This window comes from Paracoccus sp. (in: a-proteobacteria) (assembly GCF_039808215.1).
Lineage (GTDB): Bacteria > Pseudomonadota > Alphaproteobacteria > Rhodobacterales > Rhodobacteraceae > Paracoccus.
Window position 1 is genome coordinate 17,065 of record NZ_JBDHSP010000033.1, and the last position, 15,037, is coordinate 32,101.

Below are 15,037 nucleotides of genomic sequence, written 5' to 3' on the forward strand. Positions count from 1 at the left end.
GGAATGTTGTCGGGGGAGGCTGGGCGCGCCGGTCCCCGGCGCACCCGGTCGTCCTGGCCCTAGAAGAAGCCCAGCTTCTTGGGCGAATAGCTGACCAGCATGTTCTTGGTCTGCTGATAGTGGTCGAGCATCATCTTGTGGGTCTCGCGCCCGATGCCCGACTGCTTGTAGCCGCCGAAGGCCGCATGCGCCGGATAGGCGTGATAGCAGTTGGTCCAGACCCGACCGGCCTTGATGCCGCGACCCATCGAGTAGCAGATATTGGCGTCGCGCGACCACACGCCGGCGCCCAGACCGTAAAGCGTGTCATTGGCGATCTCCAGCGCCTCGGCCTGGGTCTTGAAGGTGGTGACCGAGACCACCGGGCCAAAGATCTCTTCCTGGAAGATGCGCATCTTGTTGTGGCCGGCAAAGATCGTCGGCTCGATATAGTAGCCGCCCGACAGTTCGCCCCCCAGTTCGGCCGCCTTGCCGCCAGTCAGCACCTCGGCGCCTTCCTTCCTGCCGATGTCCAGATAGGACAGGATCTTTTCCTTCTGCTCGGAAGACGCCTGCGCGCCGATCATGGTCGCCAGATCGCGCGGGTCGCCCTGCTTGATCGCCTGCACGCGCTTGACCGCGCGTTCCATGAAGCGGTCATAGATCGATTCCTGCACCAGGACGCGCGACGGGCAGGTGCAGACCTCTCCCTGGTTCAGCGCGAACATGGCGAAGCCTTCCAGCGCCTTGTCAAAGAAATCGTCATCTTCGCGCGCGACGTCCTCGAAGAAGATGTTGGGGGATTTGCCGCCCAGTTCCAGCGTCACCGGGATCAGGTTCTCGGCCGCGTATTGCATGATCAGCCGGCCGGTGGTGGTCTCGCCGGTGAAGGCGATCTTGGAAATGCGCGGGTTCGAGGCCAGCGGCTTGCCCGCCTCCAGCCCGAAACCGTTGACGATGTTCAGCACGCCCGGTGGCAGCAGATCGCCGATGAGGCTGGCCCAGACCATGATCGAGGCCGGGGTCTGTTCCGCGGGCTTGAGCACCACGCAGTTGCCGGCGGCCAGCGCCGGGGCCAGCTTCCAGCAGGCCATCAGCAGCGGAAAGTTCCAGGGGATGATCTGGCCGACGACGCCCAGCGGCTCATGGAAGTGATAGGCGACGGTGGTGGCGTCGATTTCCGAGATGGTGCCTTCCTGGCTGCGCAGCACACCGGCGAAATAGCGGAAATGGTCGATGGCCAGCGGCACGTCGGCGGCCATGGTCTCGCGGATGGGCTTGCCGTTGTCCCAGGTCTCGGCCGTGGCCAGCAGTTCGAGATTGGCCTCCATGCACTCGGCGATCTTCAGCAGGACCCTGCTGCGCTCGGCCGGGGCGGTGGTACCCCATTTGTCCTTGGCGGCATGGGCGGCGTCAAGGGCCAGTTCGATGTCCTCGGCCCCCGAGCGGGCGATCTCGCCGATCTCGGCGCCGGTGATCGGGGTGGTATTGGTGAAATAGCGGCCCGACTTCGGCGCGACCCACTGGCCGCCGATGAAGTTGTCGTAGCGCCGCGCAAAGGGCAGCACGCCCACGCCCTTGAATTCATGTGCCTGATCGTTTGGCATGTCCTTCCTCCTCTCTGGCCGGCACCTCCTGCCGGTTCTGAGGACAAGCCTGCCCGCCACGGGCCCTTCACACAATCCGGCCCCGGCAGCGTCCGGGGCAAAGTGTTTCAGCCCCGAGACAGTTTGCCGGGGTTTTCCACGATGCCCAGCCGCTGCATGCGCCGGTAAAGCGTGGCGCGGCCGATTCCCAGCGCGCGCGCCGCGGCCGAGACATTGCCCTCGGCCCGCGCCAGCGCCCGGATCATCGCCGCGCGCTCGGCCTTTTCGAAGCCGGTGTATTCGTCCTCGCGGCCAAACAGGTCCGAGGCCGGGCGCGGGCGCAGCCGGCCCTCCTTTTCCAGGCCGAAGGCGCGGCGCGCGGCGCGGTTGGCACCGATGGCCAGATCGTCCTTGTCGACCGCGACCAGCAGCGTCGCCTCCTCGGTGCCCGGGGCGGGGGCGGTGATGAAGCGCGCGCCGGGGAAAGAGGCGCGAAAGAACGCCGCCTCGATCTGGCGGGCGCTTTGCGCCACCTGCGCGCCGATCAGCGCGTTCCAGCGTTCGGTCTGGTCGGCGCGGGCCGAACTGACATCCAGCGCCGCGATCAGCCGTCCGTCCGGGCCCCAGATCGGCGCATCCATGCACGACAGCCCGATGTTGCGGGCATAGAAATGCTCGTCGCGGTGGATGGTGACCTGCCGCCCCTCGGCAAGGCAGGTGCCGATGCCATTCGTGCCCTCGGCGGATTCGGACCAGTCCGTGCCCGACCACAGGCCCCATTTGCGGAATGTCGCCGCATCCCCGGGACTGACGCGCTGTTCCAGCACGACGCCGGTGGCGTCGGTCATCAGCACATTGCAGCCGGTGGCGCAGACCAGCTGGAACAGCTGGTCCAGCTGCGGTCTGGCGATGGCGATGAATTCCTCCAGTCCGGCGCGGCGCCCGGCCAGTTCGCCCTCGCCCAGCCGGCGCAGTTCCGGCGGCCGCGCCGGGTCCAGCCCGTGCTTGACCATCGAGCGGCGCCAGCTGGCCGCCAGGCGTGTCACCGCCCCCGGCGAGCCCGATGCCAGGGCCACGCGATCCTCGTGTCGGCGCTCGGACAAGGTCTCCTCCCCTGCTTACGCGATCACAGACGATCATGCGGGGCGAAACCGTCCCGGGCAAGCAAAGCTTTTCCCGCGCTGCCAGGGGCGCGGGTCAGGGGGTGACCTCGACCGTGCCGCCATCGCTCCAGGCGCGGTAGGCGGGGCGATACATGTCCTCGACGCTGGCGGCGGGCTGGCGAAACTGGCCCGGGGTCACTGCACGCAGGATATAGGCGAGGGTGAAGGGCTCGGTCCCGCTGCGGGTCAGGGCGGCGGCAAAGCGGTCGGCGCGGAACTCGGTCATCTCGGTCTCGGCCCCGGACTGCAGCCAGTCCAGCGACGATATGTCGCCGGCGCGCAGCAGGTTCGGGTTGTCGATTTCCCAGCCGGCGGGCAGCGGATCGGTGACGACCAGCCGGCCGCCGCCCGCATCCAGTGGCGTGACGCGAATCTGCGCCACCATGCGCGTGCCCTGGCGCAGCCGCGCCGCGTCCAGCGCGCGCCCCTCGAGGTCGAAATAGGTCCGCTCGATGGCATAGCCGCGACCGCCGGCCTGCGGCGGGGCCGTGGGCTGGCCGGTCGCGGTCAGGGTCAGCTCCAGTTCCTGGCCGCCGCCATTGGCGATGCTGGCGTCCGCATCGGGCAGTTGCGCCACCGGGCCGCTCAGCGCGACGCCGTTCAGAGCCGCCGGCGGCGCCTCATGCGCCAGCGCCTGTGCCGCCAGCACCGACCAGACCGATTCCTGCGTCGAGAGGTTCGCGCCGCTTTCTCCGGCCTCGGCGATGGCCTCGGCCACGCGGGCGCTCAGGTCGCTCAGGTCGATGACCTCGGTCCCCGCATCTGCGGCCAGCGCCAGCAGCGCCGTGGCGTCGCGCAGCGGCGTGCCGTAATCGGCGCGGAACTCGCGCGGCTCGGGCGCGTCCAGCGCCACCAGCTCGCGCGCCTGCGCGAACAGCCGGTCGGCGCGCGGCTGGTCGCCATATGAGGCCAGCGCCGCCGCCAGCATCCCCGCCGCCATCGGCGTCGCGAAACTGGCCGCGGCGGTATCGGCATAATAGCGCAGATCGCCCACCGTGGCGGCGCGTTCGCGCGCCAGCACCGCCAGGGCATAGGCCAGGGCGGCATTGTCTGCGGCGGTGGCGGCGGCGGGGTCGGTGGCGTAATTGGCGCGGTTCCTGAGATTGTCGATCGCCTGGGCGAAGGCCCGGTCCGGCACCGCCTGCCCGGCGGCGCGGGCGCGCGACAGGAAATCGGTGACATAGGCCTCAAGCCAGAGATCGCCCGAATCCGCCGCCCAAAGGCCAAAGCCGCCGTTCGGGCCCTGCCGGGTCAGGATGCGGGCGATCGACTGCTGCAGCTGCTGGAGGGCGTCGCCGGCGGCGACGCCCTCCAGCGCCGCCAGGTCCGGCAGCCCGATCAGCGGCATCGCCCCCGAGACCAGCTGCTCGGTGCAGCCGAAGGGATAGCGCGCCAGTCGCGCGATGGCGCCGGCCACATCGAGCCGGGCATAGGGTCCGACCGCCATCGTCAGCAGTGCGCCGGGCGCCAGACCCGCGGTCAGGCCGGGGGGCGGGGTGGCGGATTGTCCCGGCGCCAGCAGCAGGCGGTCGCGGCGCTGGATATCGGCCTCGTGCAGGGCCACGGGGATGGTGATGTCCTTGCTCAGCGTTATGCCGTCGGGCGTGGTCAGCACCAGTTGCAGATCGGTGCGGCCGGGCGTTTTGCCGGCGTTGACCGGCAGCGTCAACTGCGCCTCGGCCTTGTCGGCCAGCGTCACGCGGTCCCTGGGCAGCGTGGCGTCCAGCGTGGCACCGCCCCCGGTCTGGCGCACGGCCAGGGCCATCTCTCCGGCCGGACCCGAGACATGGGTCAGCCGCAGCCCGATCTGCGCCCGGTCGCCGGGCGCCAGAAAGGCCGGGGCGATCACGCTCAGCACCACCGGATCGCGTACCAGAACCGAGGCGTCGGCCCGGCCCACCGCGGTCTCGGACCACAGCACCGCCATCACCCGCATCTCGCCGTTGAAATCGCCGACCGGGATCTGCAGCGTGGCGGTGCCGTCCGCGCCCAGCGCCACCGGGCCCGAGAACCAGCTCAGCAGCTTTTCGGTGGGCGGCGGCGCCTCGGCGCTGGCCTGCATGGCGTCGCCGCCCTGGCGCAGCGCGCCGTCCGGGGCGCCGCTGGCCAGGATCAGCCGGCCGTAAAGATCGCGCAGCCCGACGCCCAGCCGGCGCTGGCCGAAGTAATGCTGCGCCGGATCGGGCGGCTGGAAGCCGGTCAGGTTCAGGATGCCCTGATCGACCGCAGCCACCGTGGCCCGCACGGTCTGGCCGGCGGCGCCCTCAAGGCGCAGCACCACCGGGACGGTGCCGCGCGGGCGCGCCTCGGCCGGGGCCTCAAGCCGCGCCGCCAGTTGCCGCGCGCCGGGGTCGACCGCGGCATGGGCCAGGCCCAGCGCCCTGACCGGGGCGCGGCCCTGGATCGCGCCCTCCAGCGGGCGGATGGCGCTGACGGTAACATAGACGCCGGCGCCCCAGTCGTCGGTCACCGGCAGGTCCAGCCGGTTCTCGCCCGCCTTCAGCGCCACGGCCTGCAGCGCGATCACCCGGTTCGACAGCACCGAGACCAGCCCCAGCCCGTCGCTGAGCGCCTCGACAGTGACGCGGGCGGTGTCGCCGCTGCGGTAGGCGGGCCGGTCCAGCAGCACCTGCAGCCGGTCCGGTGTGTCGCTGCCGGCGCCGGCCGGCGCCCCCCAGCCGGCCTGGAACTGCAGCGAACTGGCCCCGCCCTGGCCCGAGGCGGATTCGGCCACCAGTTCATACTGGCCCCAGTCCACCGGCACGGCGATCTCGGCCGGCGCGGCGCCGGGCTCGGCCACGCCCTCGCTGACGCGGCTGCGGCGGGTGATCGGCTCCCAGTTCCACTGCCCGTCCAGCGAATACCACTGGTATTGGGTGTCAATGCGGTTCAGAACCCAGCGCAGCGGCGCCTTGACCGGGGCAAGATCGGGGCCGACGGCCAACAGCGCAAAGCGTGCCTCGGCATTTTCCGGCACGCTGTCGCCCTGAAACAGCGGCTTGATGCCGATGGCGGGCTGGTCGGGCATGACGATGCGGGTGATGCTGCGCTCGACCGGGCGGCCGGCGCCCTCGCGGATGTCGAGAACCAGCTCCGCCGTGACCGGGCGCGGCCCCAGGTCCAAGGCCGGGGGCAGCGCCACCTCGGCACGGAACGCGCCGCGGGCGTCGGTCTGGCCGGGCGGCAGGTCCTGGGCAAAGGGTGCGCTGTCGTCGTCGGCGCGGCCAAAGACATAGCCCTCGAAACCCTCGAGGTTGCGGGCGGGGGAGAGCCGCAGGCTGCCCTCGACCGGCAGGTTGGCGGCGGGGGCGCCGAACAGCCAATGCGCGGTCAGCGACAGCTCGAGGCTGGTGCCGGCCCGGGCCGGCCCTTCCGGCAGGTGCGGGGCAAAGTCGATGCGCTCGGGCAGGAAATCCTCGACCAGCAGCCGCGCCACCGCCAGCGCCGGCCCGTCGGCGGCAGTGCGCAGTTCCAGCCGCCAGGTGCCGCGCGGCGCGTCGCCGGGGATCTGCCAGGCCAGGGTGGCGCCGCCACTGCCGGCGGGCGTGGGCGCCAGGCGCGCCTGCTCGACCCCGTCGGGGCGCAGGATCACCGCGGTCAGCGGCATGTCCGGCAGCGCGCGCGCCGCCGCGTCGCGCAGCATGAGCGTGGCGTGCACTGTCTCGCCCACGCGATAGGCGCCGCGATCGGTGGTCAGGAAGATGTCGATGGGTGGGGCGGGCGGCTGGCCCTCGACGCCGCGATCCGACAGGTCGAACTCGGGGTCCGACAGCGACAGGAAGGCGATGTCGCGCGGGATGCGGTCGGCGCCTTCGCCCTGCCAGTCGCTGACCGTGACCAGCGCCGGCGCGGCGCTGTTCTGTCCCAGCGCCAGGCCGGGGGCGAAATGCGCCACGCCCTGCGCATCGGTCAGCGCCCGCGCCAGCACCTCGTTGCTGCGGCTGACCAGCGCCACCTCAGCCCCGGGTTTTGCCGCGGTGTCGCGCAGGCTGCGCACCATGACCGTCAGCCCGTCGGTGCCGGAATAGGTCGAGATGCCGAAATCCGAGATCACGAACCATTGCGCCGCCAGCCCGGCCTCATCGGGATTTTGGCCGCTGACGCCGGCCTCGAGGATATAGATGCCCGGCGCAAGCGGACCGGCGGCGGCGGGGATGGCCAGGGCGGTGGTCAGTTCGACATTGCGGCTGTCCTGGCCGGCGGGGCGGGCCACTTCGGCCGCGCCCTTCCAGATCTCGCGCGCCATGGTCCCCGAGAAATAGTCCGCCTGCCAGCTGTCGAGGGGGCTGGCGAACATGTCCTCGGCCATGGCGCGGATCAGGTTGCGGTCGGAAATGCGCAAAAGCCGCAGATCGACCTGATCGGCATTGACCGTGACCATGGCCAGCCGCTGATCGCCCGAGGCCGGCAGCACATAGGCGCGGCCGGGAAAGCGCACCGAGGGGCTGCGGTCGCGCACATAGCCCGTCAGCGCCAGGTCTCGGGGCAGTTTCTCGCCATCGGCGGCGGGCAGGCCGGCGCGCAGGGTGATCGCGACCTGCTGGCCATGCGCAAGGCCGGCGACGCACAGCCGGTCGCCCTCGGCCTCGACGGTCAGATCGCCGGCGGGCAGGCGCAGGAAGGGGGCATAATCGGTGCCCGCGGCCAGGTTGCGCGACATCACCGCGCAAAAGCGCGGCAGGGCGCTGTCGGATTCCACCTGCGTGTCGATGACGCGCAGGCCGTTGCGGGCCTCGGACTGGGCCAGGGCCTGGGCGATCTGGCCGTCTCCGGGCGACAGCGCCGCCGCCAGGCGCAGCGCCGGCAGCGCCTCGCGGCCGCGGTCCAGCCGCTCGAGCGCCATGGCAAGCCAGGACAGCGCCCGCGCCGCCACCGGATCGCGATCCGCGCGCAGATAGCCGTTCAGCGCCGTCAGGGCGATGCCGCCCGAGGCGTCGCGGTCGTTCTGGTCGCTGGTGTAAAGCTGCAGCCGCGCAAGGTTGGTCCAGTCCTCGGCGCGGTCGCCCTGCGCCACGACCTGCGCCATGAGACGCGCGGCGCCGGCCAGATCGCCCGTGGCCTCGGCCGCGGCGGCGGCAGCAGGGGCGTCGGCATCCGCGGGCAGCGCCGGGTTCATTGCCGCGATCATCTGCGCCTGCCGCGCCGCCGCCGCGGGCATGTCGCCGCTCAGGAAGGGCAGCGCCGCCGCCCGGCTGCGGGCCAGCCGCAGGGCTGCGGGCGCAGCGGCGACCACCTTGCCCGACAGCGCGCCGGCAAAGGCCTGCGCCTGGCCCGCATCGGCGCCCTTGGGAAAGCAGGCGCGCGCGCGCTGGTTGTAGGTCAGCGCCCGGCAATCGGCATTGGCGAGGCAGGCCTGGATGCAGGCCTGCAACGTGGTGTCGAAGATGCGCTCCAGATCACCCCCGGGCCGGTCGCTGTCGGCCAGAAGCTGCAGCCGGCGTTCCGGAATCGGGCCGTCCTGCGCCGGGGCCGGGCCGGCCAGCAGCGCCAGCCCGAGGCCTGCCGCCAGGATTCGCTGCCAAAGGGAATGCGCCATGATGCCCTCGCGATCTGCCTGCGGTCTTTGTGGCATCGCGCCGGCCATGGCGCAACTGCGGGTTTTGCCGGCCTGCGCGGGCGATCTGGACTTTTGGCGCCCGGCGCGCTTCCCTGTCGGCGGGCTGCATGTCGGCGGGCTGCATGGGGGAAATGTCATGGATCTGGGGATCAGGGGCAAGCGCGGGCTGGTCTGCGCCGCGTCGAAGGGGCTGGGCCGGGGCTGCGCCGAGGCGCTGGCCGAGGCCGGGGTGGATCTGGTGATCAACGCCCGCGGCGCCGAGGCGCTGGCCGCGACCGCCGCCGCCATCGCGGCGCGGCACGGCGTCAGCGTCACGCCGGTGGCCGGCGACATCACCAGCGAGGCCGGCCGCGCGGCGGTGCTGGCGGCGCTGGGCGGGCAGGCCGACATCCTGGTGACCAATGCCGGCGGTCCGCCGCCCGGGATCTGGACAGACTGGAGCCGCGAGGATTTCATCCGCGCCTTCGATGCCAACATGCTGTCGGCGGTGGCGCTGATGCAGGCGCTGGTGCCGGGGATGATCGCGCGCGGCTGGGGGCGGGTGGTCAACATCACCTCGGTTTCGGTGCGCGCGCCGGTGGCGCCGCTGGGCCTGTCGAATACCGCCCGCGCCGGGCTGACCGGCTTTGTCGCCGGCATGTCGCGGCAGGTCGCGCCGCATGGGGTGGTGGTGAACAACCTGCTGCCCGGCTTTCACGCCACCGCCCGCGCCGAGGCGCTGGACCGGGGCGCGGCCAGCGCCGAAGGCATCAGTGAGGACGAGGCCCGCGCCCGCCGCCAGTCGGCCATCCCCACCCACAGCTATGGCCGGCCCGAGGATTTCGGCGCCACCTGCGCCTTCCTGTGCGGCCAGCAGGCGCGGTTCATCGTCGGGCAGAACATCCTGCTGGACGGCGGCGCCTCGAACATCACGATCTGAGCCGCGGCGAAGGCTCTTGCCAGAATGGCGGTCCGGGGCTACGAGGGAAGCGGAAATCGGGAGAAACTGGCCTTGGCCAGGGCCGAAGGAGCAACCGCCCCGGGAATCTCTCAGGCAAAGGGACCGTTTTTCCGCTGAACGCTCTGGAGAGAGGCGGCCGCGGTCGCCCGCCGAAGGGATAACGATCTCAGGCGCCCCCGATCCGGGGTGGGGACAGAGGGGGCATCTAACCGGACGGGCTTGGTCCGTCCGCAGACAGGGGGATGCCCATGGCCGATCTGCGGCGCACGAAACTTTATGACCTGCACCTCGAACGGGGGGCAAAGATGGTGCCCTTCGCCGGCTGGGAGATGCCGGTGCAATATCCGCTGGGCGTGCTGGGCGAGCACCAGCACACGCGCGCCCATGCCGGGCTGTTCGACGTGAGCCACATGGGCCAGGTGATCCTGCGCGGCCCCGAGGTGGCCGCGGTTCTGGAGACGCTGGTCCCGGCCGACATCATCGGCCTCGCCGAGGGGCGTCAGCGCTATGGGCTGTTCACCAGCGAGAGCGGCGGCATCCTTGACGACCTGATGATCGCCAACAAGGGCGACCACCTCTATCTGGTGGTAAATGCCGGCTGCGCCGAGCAGGACATCGCGCATCTGCGCCAGCTGGAATCGCGCGGCATCAGCGTCGAGGTGGTCGCGGACCGGGCGCTGCTGGCCCTGCAAGGCCCCGAGGCCGAGGCGGTGCTGGCGCGTCTGGTGCCGGGCGTCGCGGCGATGAAATTCATGGATGTGGCGGAATTCGACTGGCAGGGCGCGCGGCTTTGGGTCAGCCGCTCGGGCTATACCGGCGAGGACGGGTTCGAGATCTCGGTCCCCGAGGCGCAGGCGCGCGCCTTTGCCGACGCGCTGCTGGCCGAGCCCGAGGTGGCGACGATCGGCCTTGGCGCCCGCGACAGCCTGCGGCTGGAAGCCGGGATGCCGCTTTACGGCCATGACATGGACGCCAGCATCAGCCCCGGTCCCGCCGGTCTGGGCTGGTCGATCCCGAAGCTGCGCCGCACGGGCGGCGCGCGCGAGGGCGGTTTCCCCGGCGCGAATGTCATTTTGCCGGAACTGGCCGCCGGTCCCGCCAAGGTCCGCCAGGGCCTGCGCCCCGAGGGCCGCGCCCCGATCCGCGAGGGCGTGGCGATCTTTGACGCGGCCGAAGGCGGCAGCCGGATCGGCACCGTCTGCTCGGGCGGCTTTGGCCCCACCGTCGGCGGCCCGATCGCCATGGCGATCCTGCCCCGGGGTCTGGCCGAGGGTCAGCCGCTGTGGGCCGAGCTGCGCGGCAAGCGCATGGCCGTGACCGTCACCCCGCTTCCCTTCTACAAACCCGCCTACAAGCGCTGAGAGGCCATCCATGCTGAAATACACCGAAGACCACGAGTGGCTGAAACAGGACGGCGATGAAATCGTCGTCGGCATCACCGCCCATGCCAGCGAGCAGCTGGGCGATGTCGTCTTCATCGAACTGCCCGAGGTCGGGCGCGAGGTCGAGGCGGGCGAGGATGTCGTGGTGATCGAATCCGTGAAGGCGGCCTCGGACATCGCGGCGCCGGTCGCCGGGGTGATCACCGCCGTGCACGAGGCGCTGAGCGACATTCCCGGCGAGGTGAACACCGATCCGCTGGCGGCGTGGTTTTTCCGCATCAAGCCGGCGGGCGGCGTGGACCTGTCCGGCTTCATGGACGAGGCGGCCTATAACGCGATGATCGGCTGAACGCGTGCCGGGCCCTGCAGCCCGGCGAAGGCCGGGGGCGCTTCGCCCCCCGGACCCCCAGCAGAGTATTGGGGAAACGGAGAGGGCCGGGCCTTTGGTCCCCGGGGCGGCAAGGCGCCGTCCCGCGCTTTCCGGGCAAGATCTTGTGAACATCTGATGCACCGAGGCCAGTGATGGGCAAATGGACACCGACCGACTATAACCCCGACGATTTCGCCAATCGCCGCCATATCGGGCCGTCTCCGGCCGAAATGGCCGAGATGCTGAAGGCGGTGGGCGCCGAAAGCCTGGAGGCGCTGATCGGCCAGACCGTGCCGGCCAGCATCCGCCAGGCAAAGCCGCTGGACTGGCCGGCGCTGTCCGAGGCAGCACTTCTGGCCCGCATGCGCGATGTGGCGGGCAAGAACCGGGTGATGACCAGCCTGATCGGTCAGGGCTATTACGGCACCGTCACCCCCCCGGCGATCCAGCGCAACATCCTGGAAAACCCGGCCTGGTATACGGCCTATACCCCCTATCAGCCGGAGATCGCCCAGGGCCGGCTTGAGGCGCTGCTGAACTACCAGACCATGGTCGCGGACTTGACCGGCCTGCCGGTGGCGAACGCCTCGCTGCTGGACGAGGCGACGGCGGCGGCCGAGGCCATGGCCATGGCGCAGCGGGTGGCCAAATCCAAGGCCAAGGCGTTTTTCGTCAGCGACGAACTGCACCCGCAGACCATCGCCGTGATCGAGACCCGCGCCGCGCCGCTGGGCATCGAGATCATCCGCGGGGCCGAATGCGATCCTTCGCGAGTCTTTGGCGCGATCTATCAATATCCGGGCACCTATGGCCATGTCCGCGACCTGAGCGATGACATTGCCGCGCTGCATGCGGTGGGCGCGGTCGCGGTGGTGGCTTCGGATCTCTTGGCGCTGTGCGTGCTGAAGGAGCCGGGCGCCATGGGCGCGGACATCGCCGTAGGCTCGGCGCAGCGGTTTGGCGTGCCGATGGGCTACGGCGGGCCGCATGCCGGCTTCATGGCCTGCCGCGACGAGATGAAGCGTGCCATGCCCGGCCGCATCGTCGGCGTGTCCATCGACGCCAAGGGCAACAAGGCCTATCGCCTGTCCCTGCAAACCCGCGAGCAGCACATCCGCCGCGAGAAAGCGACCTCGAACGTCTGCACGGCGCAGGCGCTGCTGGCGGTGATGGCGAGCTTCTATGGCGTCTTCCACGGCCCGGTCGGTCTGCGCGCGATTGCGCAGCGCGTGCATCTGAAGGCGGTGACGCTGGCGAATGCGCTGCGCGAAGCCGGGGCCGAGGTTGAGCCCGCGGCTTTCTTCGATACCATCACCGTGCGCGTCGGCGTGGGCCAGCAGGGCATCATGGCCGCCGCCCGTCACCGTGGCATCAACCTGCGCAAGGTCGGTCGCGACCATGTCGGCATCTCGGTCGATGAGACCACCGATGCTTGTGTGATCACGCGGGTTCTGGATGCCTTTGGCATCAGCAACGCGTCTGAGGCCGCGACCGCTCCGGCGATCCCCGAGGCGTTGATCCGCGAAAGCGACTATCTGACGCACCCGGTCTTCCACATGAACCGGGCCGAATCCGAGATGATGCGCTATATGCGCCGCCTGTCGGACCGCGATCTGGCGCTGGACCGGGCGATGATCCCGCTGGGGTCCTGCACGATGAAGCTGAACGCCGCCGCCGAGATGATGCCGATCACCTGGCCCGAGTTCGGCGCGCTGCACCCCTTCGCCCCCGAGGATCAGGCCGCCGGCTATCACGAGATGTTCGCCGACCTGACGGAAAAGCTGTGCCAGATCACCGGCTATGACGCGTTTTCCCTGCAGCCGAACAGCGGCGCGCAGGGTGAATACGCGGGTCTGCTGACCATCGCCGCCTATCACCGCGCGCGCGGCGAGGAGCGCGACATCTGCCTGATCCCGGTCTCGGCGCATGGCACCAACCCGGCCAGTGCACAGATGTGCGGCATGAAGGTCGTGGTGGTGAAATCCGCCCCGAACGGCGACATCGACCTTGAGGATTTCGCCGACAAGGCGGCCAAGGCCGGAGCCAGGCTGGCGGCGGTGATGATCACCTATCCCAGCACGCATGGCGTCTTCGAGGACACCGTGCGCGAGGTCTGCAAGATCACCCATGACCACGGCGGTCAGGTCTATATCGACGGCGCCAACATGAACGCGCTGGTCGGTCTGGTGAAACCCGGCGAGATCGGCGGCGACGTGAGCCACCTGAACCTGCACAAGACCTTTGCCATCCCGCATGGCGGCGGCGGTCCCGGCATGGGTCCGATCGGGGTCCGGGCGCATCTCGCGCCCTTCCTGCCCGACGATCCGCGCAGCGGCGAGGCCGGCGCGGTCTCGGCGGCGCCCTGGGGCAGCGCCTCGATCCTGCTGATCAGCTGGGCCTATATCCTGATGATGGGGGGCGAGGGGCTGACCCAGGCCACGCGCATCGCCATCCTGAACGCGAACTATATCGCCAGCCGGCTGGCCGGGTCCTATCCGGTGCTGTTCATGGGCAACCGCGGCCGCGTCGCACATGAATGCATCTTGGACACGCGGGTCTTTGCCGAACATGGCGTGACCGTGGACGACATCGCCAAGCGCCTGATCGACAACGGCTTCCACGCGCCGACCATGAGCTGGCCGGTCTCGGGCACGCTGATGGTCGAGCCGACCGAATCGGAGACCAAGGCCGAGATCGACCGGCTGATCACCGCCTTCCAGGCCATCCGCGCCGAGATCGGCGACGTGGCCGAGGGCCGCATCAGCGCCGAGGCGAGCCCGCTGCGCCACGCCCCGCACACGGTCGAGGACCTGGTCGCCGACTGGGACCGCGAATATTCGCGCGAGCAGGGCTGCTTCCCGCCGGGCGCCTTCCGGGTGGACAAATACTGGCCGCCGGTGGGTCGCGTGGACAACGCCTATGGCGACCGCCACCTGATCTGCACCTGCCCGCCGCTGGACAGTTATACCGAGGCGGCCGAGTAACCTTCCCCGACCCCGCCGGCGCGATTCCGGCGGGGTTCGCACCTGGCGGGGCCGGGTCCGAAGAAAGCTGAAAAACCCGCCGCGCCAGCCCTTGACAAGGCCGCGCCTCTGGGCGAATTAGCGTGCCGATGGGGCCGTAGCTCAGTTGGTAGAGCGCATCGTTCGCAATGATGAGGTCAGGGGTTCGATTCCCCTCGGCTCCACCAAGTAAATTGTTAGTGTTAGTGGCGCATAAGAGTGCAATTTTGGACCATATGCATGCAACTCGCGTGTCAATATGGCAAATTAGTCACATCTTTGCGTGCCTACTGGCCCCCCCACGCTCTCGCTGGTTCTCGGTAACAGCAACGAGAGTAGCGAACGGCCCTTTGCGGACGTTGGCCTAGGCATGATGCTGCTAGGAGGCGTTCCAGATAGCGGACGCTCATTGTAGCTGCGGAAAATCTCACACCACCTGCCTTGGAGCGGTCTCTGCCGACCTTTGTTCACGGGTTATTTCCATGCGACAGGGGCGGATCGTCGCAGGATGGGCGGCTTCTTTGTCAGTCCTCGAAGAGGCGGCCGTCGATGGCCTTAGAGAACCGCAAGAACGCGGTCACGCTGTCGAAAATGAACCGCGCCTCGTCCATCGTCACGAGCGTCTCGTTGTCATGTGCAAAAGACTGATCGTTCCTGATCGGATTCATCTCCTGAAAAACCGCGATGTGTGTCTTCACGATGCGGTCCGAGACTGGCGTGAGGTTGTGTTTCTGCTGCAATATCTTGACGTATTTCCCAACGCGGGAATGGAGCGGGTCATCCTTGCCGCACTCGGGGCCGCCGTGCTTGCGAATGAGGGCCGCAAACCGCTTCATGCAATAGGTGTGCAGCCGGTCGATGGCGGCATGCGGCTTCTTCGCGTCCAGGTCCCGGCGGATGGATGCCACCAGCTCTTCCAAGATTTCGTTGGGCTCGAAAGCCTCAATAGCCGTCGTGTCGATCTGATCAGCCCGCCCCTCAATGAGCTATGGCTGAATTTGGGTGACGCGGCTTGATCATGCGGCGCGGCTTTGGCTGGCATCGTCAGCGGCGACGCC

Annotated in this window: 8 protein-coding genes, 1 tRNA gene and 1 riboswitch; of the genes, 5 read left to right on the forward strand and 4 right to left on the reverse strand. The window is 69.7% G+C overall.

All coding sequences use genetic code 11. The features are described from left to right. Nucleotides 1-59: 59 nt before the first annotated feature. From adh to WMK75_RS11650, 3 genes are all read right to left on the reverse strand, one after another. Nucleotides 60-1,586: an aldehyde dehydrogenase gene (adh, locus tag WMK75_RS11640; RefSeq protein ID WP_347267839.1), complete on the reverse strand. Its 1,527-nt coding sequence runs from the start codon at nucleotides 1,584-1,586 to the stop codon at nucleotides 60-62. Nucleotides 1,587-1,693: 107 nt separating this feature from the next. Further along, entirely contained in the window at nucleotides 1,694-2,668 is a 975-nt protein-coding gene (locus WMK75_RS11645; RefSeq protein WP_347267840.1) for a helix-turn-helix domain-containing protein, read from the reverse strand. A gap of 94 nt (nucleotides 2,669-2,762) precedes the next feature. Then, nucleotides 2,763-8,264, reverse strand: a complete 5,502-nt coding sequence (locus WMK75_RS11650; protein ID WP_347267841.1) for an alpha-2-macroglobulin family protein — start codon at nucleotides 8,262-8,264, stop codon at nucleotides 2,763-2,765. 157 nt (nucleotides 8,265-8,421) lie between these two features. Here WMK75_RS11650 and WMK75_RS11655 point away from each other — a divergent pair, with 157 nt between their 5' ends. The 5 genes from WMK75_RS11655 to WMK75_RS11675 all read left to right on the forward strand — a co-directional run bounded on the left by WMK75_RS11655 (nucleotide 8,422) and on the right by WMK75_RS11675 (nucleotide 14,167). Then, nucleotides 8,422-9,204, forward strand: coding sequence for an SDR family oxidoreductase (locus WMK75_RS11655; protein ID WP_347267842.1), 783 nt, complete (start codon nucleotides 8,422-8,424; stop codon nucleotides 9,202-9,204). 47 nt (nucleotides 9,205-9,251) lie between these two features. After that, a riboswitch (glycine riboswitch) is annotated at nucleotides 9,252-9,340 on the forward strand. Between the two features lie 133 nt (nucleotides 9,341-9,473). After that, nucleotides 9,474-10,586, forward strand: a complete 1,113-nt coding sequence (gene gcvT / locus WMK75_RS11660) for a glycine cleavage system aminomethyltransferase GcvT (RefSeq protein ID WP_347267843.1) — start codon at nucleotides 9,474-9,476, stop codon at nucleotides 10,584-10,586. A gap of 10 nt (nucleotides 10,587-10,596) precedes the next feature. Next, complete coding sequence (gcvH, locus tag WMK75_RS11665) at nucleotides 10,597-10,956, forward strand: glycine cleavage system protein GcvH (RefSeq protein WP_347267844.1); 360 nt, start codon at nucleotides 10,597-10,599, stop codon at nucleotides 10,954-10,956. 173 nt (nucleotides 10,957-11,129) lie between these two features. After that, a complete protein-coding gene (gene gcvP, locus WMK75_RS11670; protein WP_347267845.1) occupies nucleotides 11,130-13,961 on the forward strand; it encodes an aminomethyl-transferring glycine dehydrogenase in 2,832 nt (943 codons plus the stop codon). A 130-nt stretch (nucleotides 13,962-14,091) separates the two neighbouring features. Beyond that, nucleotides 14,092-14,167, forward strand: a tRNA-Ala gene (locus WMK75_RS11675). Nucleotides 14,168-14,503: 336 nt separating this feature from the next. Here the strand turns inward: WMK75_RS11675 and WMK75_RS11680 are convergent. Beyond that, complete coding sequence (locus WMK75_RS11680) at nucleotides 14,504-14,899, reverse strand: abortive infection family protein (protein ID WP_347267846.1); 396 nt, start codon at nucleotides 14,897-14,899, stop codon at nucleotides 14,504-14,506. Nucleotides 14,900-15,037: the final 138 nt, after the last annotated feature.

Bases quoted from the DNA above. Each gene is read 5' to 3' on its own strand.
- adh (WP_347267839.1), bottom strand. From the start codon at position 1,586: ATGCCAAACGATCAGGCACATGAATTCAAGGGCGTGGGCGTGCTGCCC.
- WMK75_RS11650 (WP_347267841.1), bottom strand. From the start codon at position 8,264: ATGGCGCATTCCCTTTGGCAGCGAATCCTGGCGGCAGGCCTCGGGCTG.
- WMK75_RS11655 (WP_347267842.1), top strand. From the start codon at position 8,422: ATGGATCTGGGGATCAGGGGCAAGCGCGGGCTGGTCTGCGCCGCGTCG.
- gcvT (WP_347267843.1), top strand. From the start codon at position 9,474: ATGGCCGATCTGCGGCGCACGAAACTTTATGACCTGCACCTCGAACGG.
- gcvH (WP_347267844.1), top strand. From the start codon at position 10,597: ATGCTGAAATACACCGAAGACCACGAGTGGCTGAAACAGGACGGCGAT.
- gcvP (WP_347267845.1), top strand. From the start codon at position 11,130: ATGGGCAAATGGACACCGACCGACTATAACCCCGACGATTTCGCCAAT.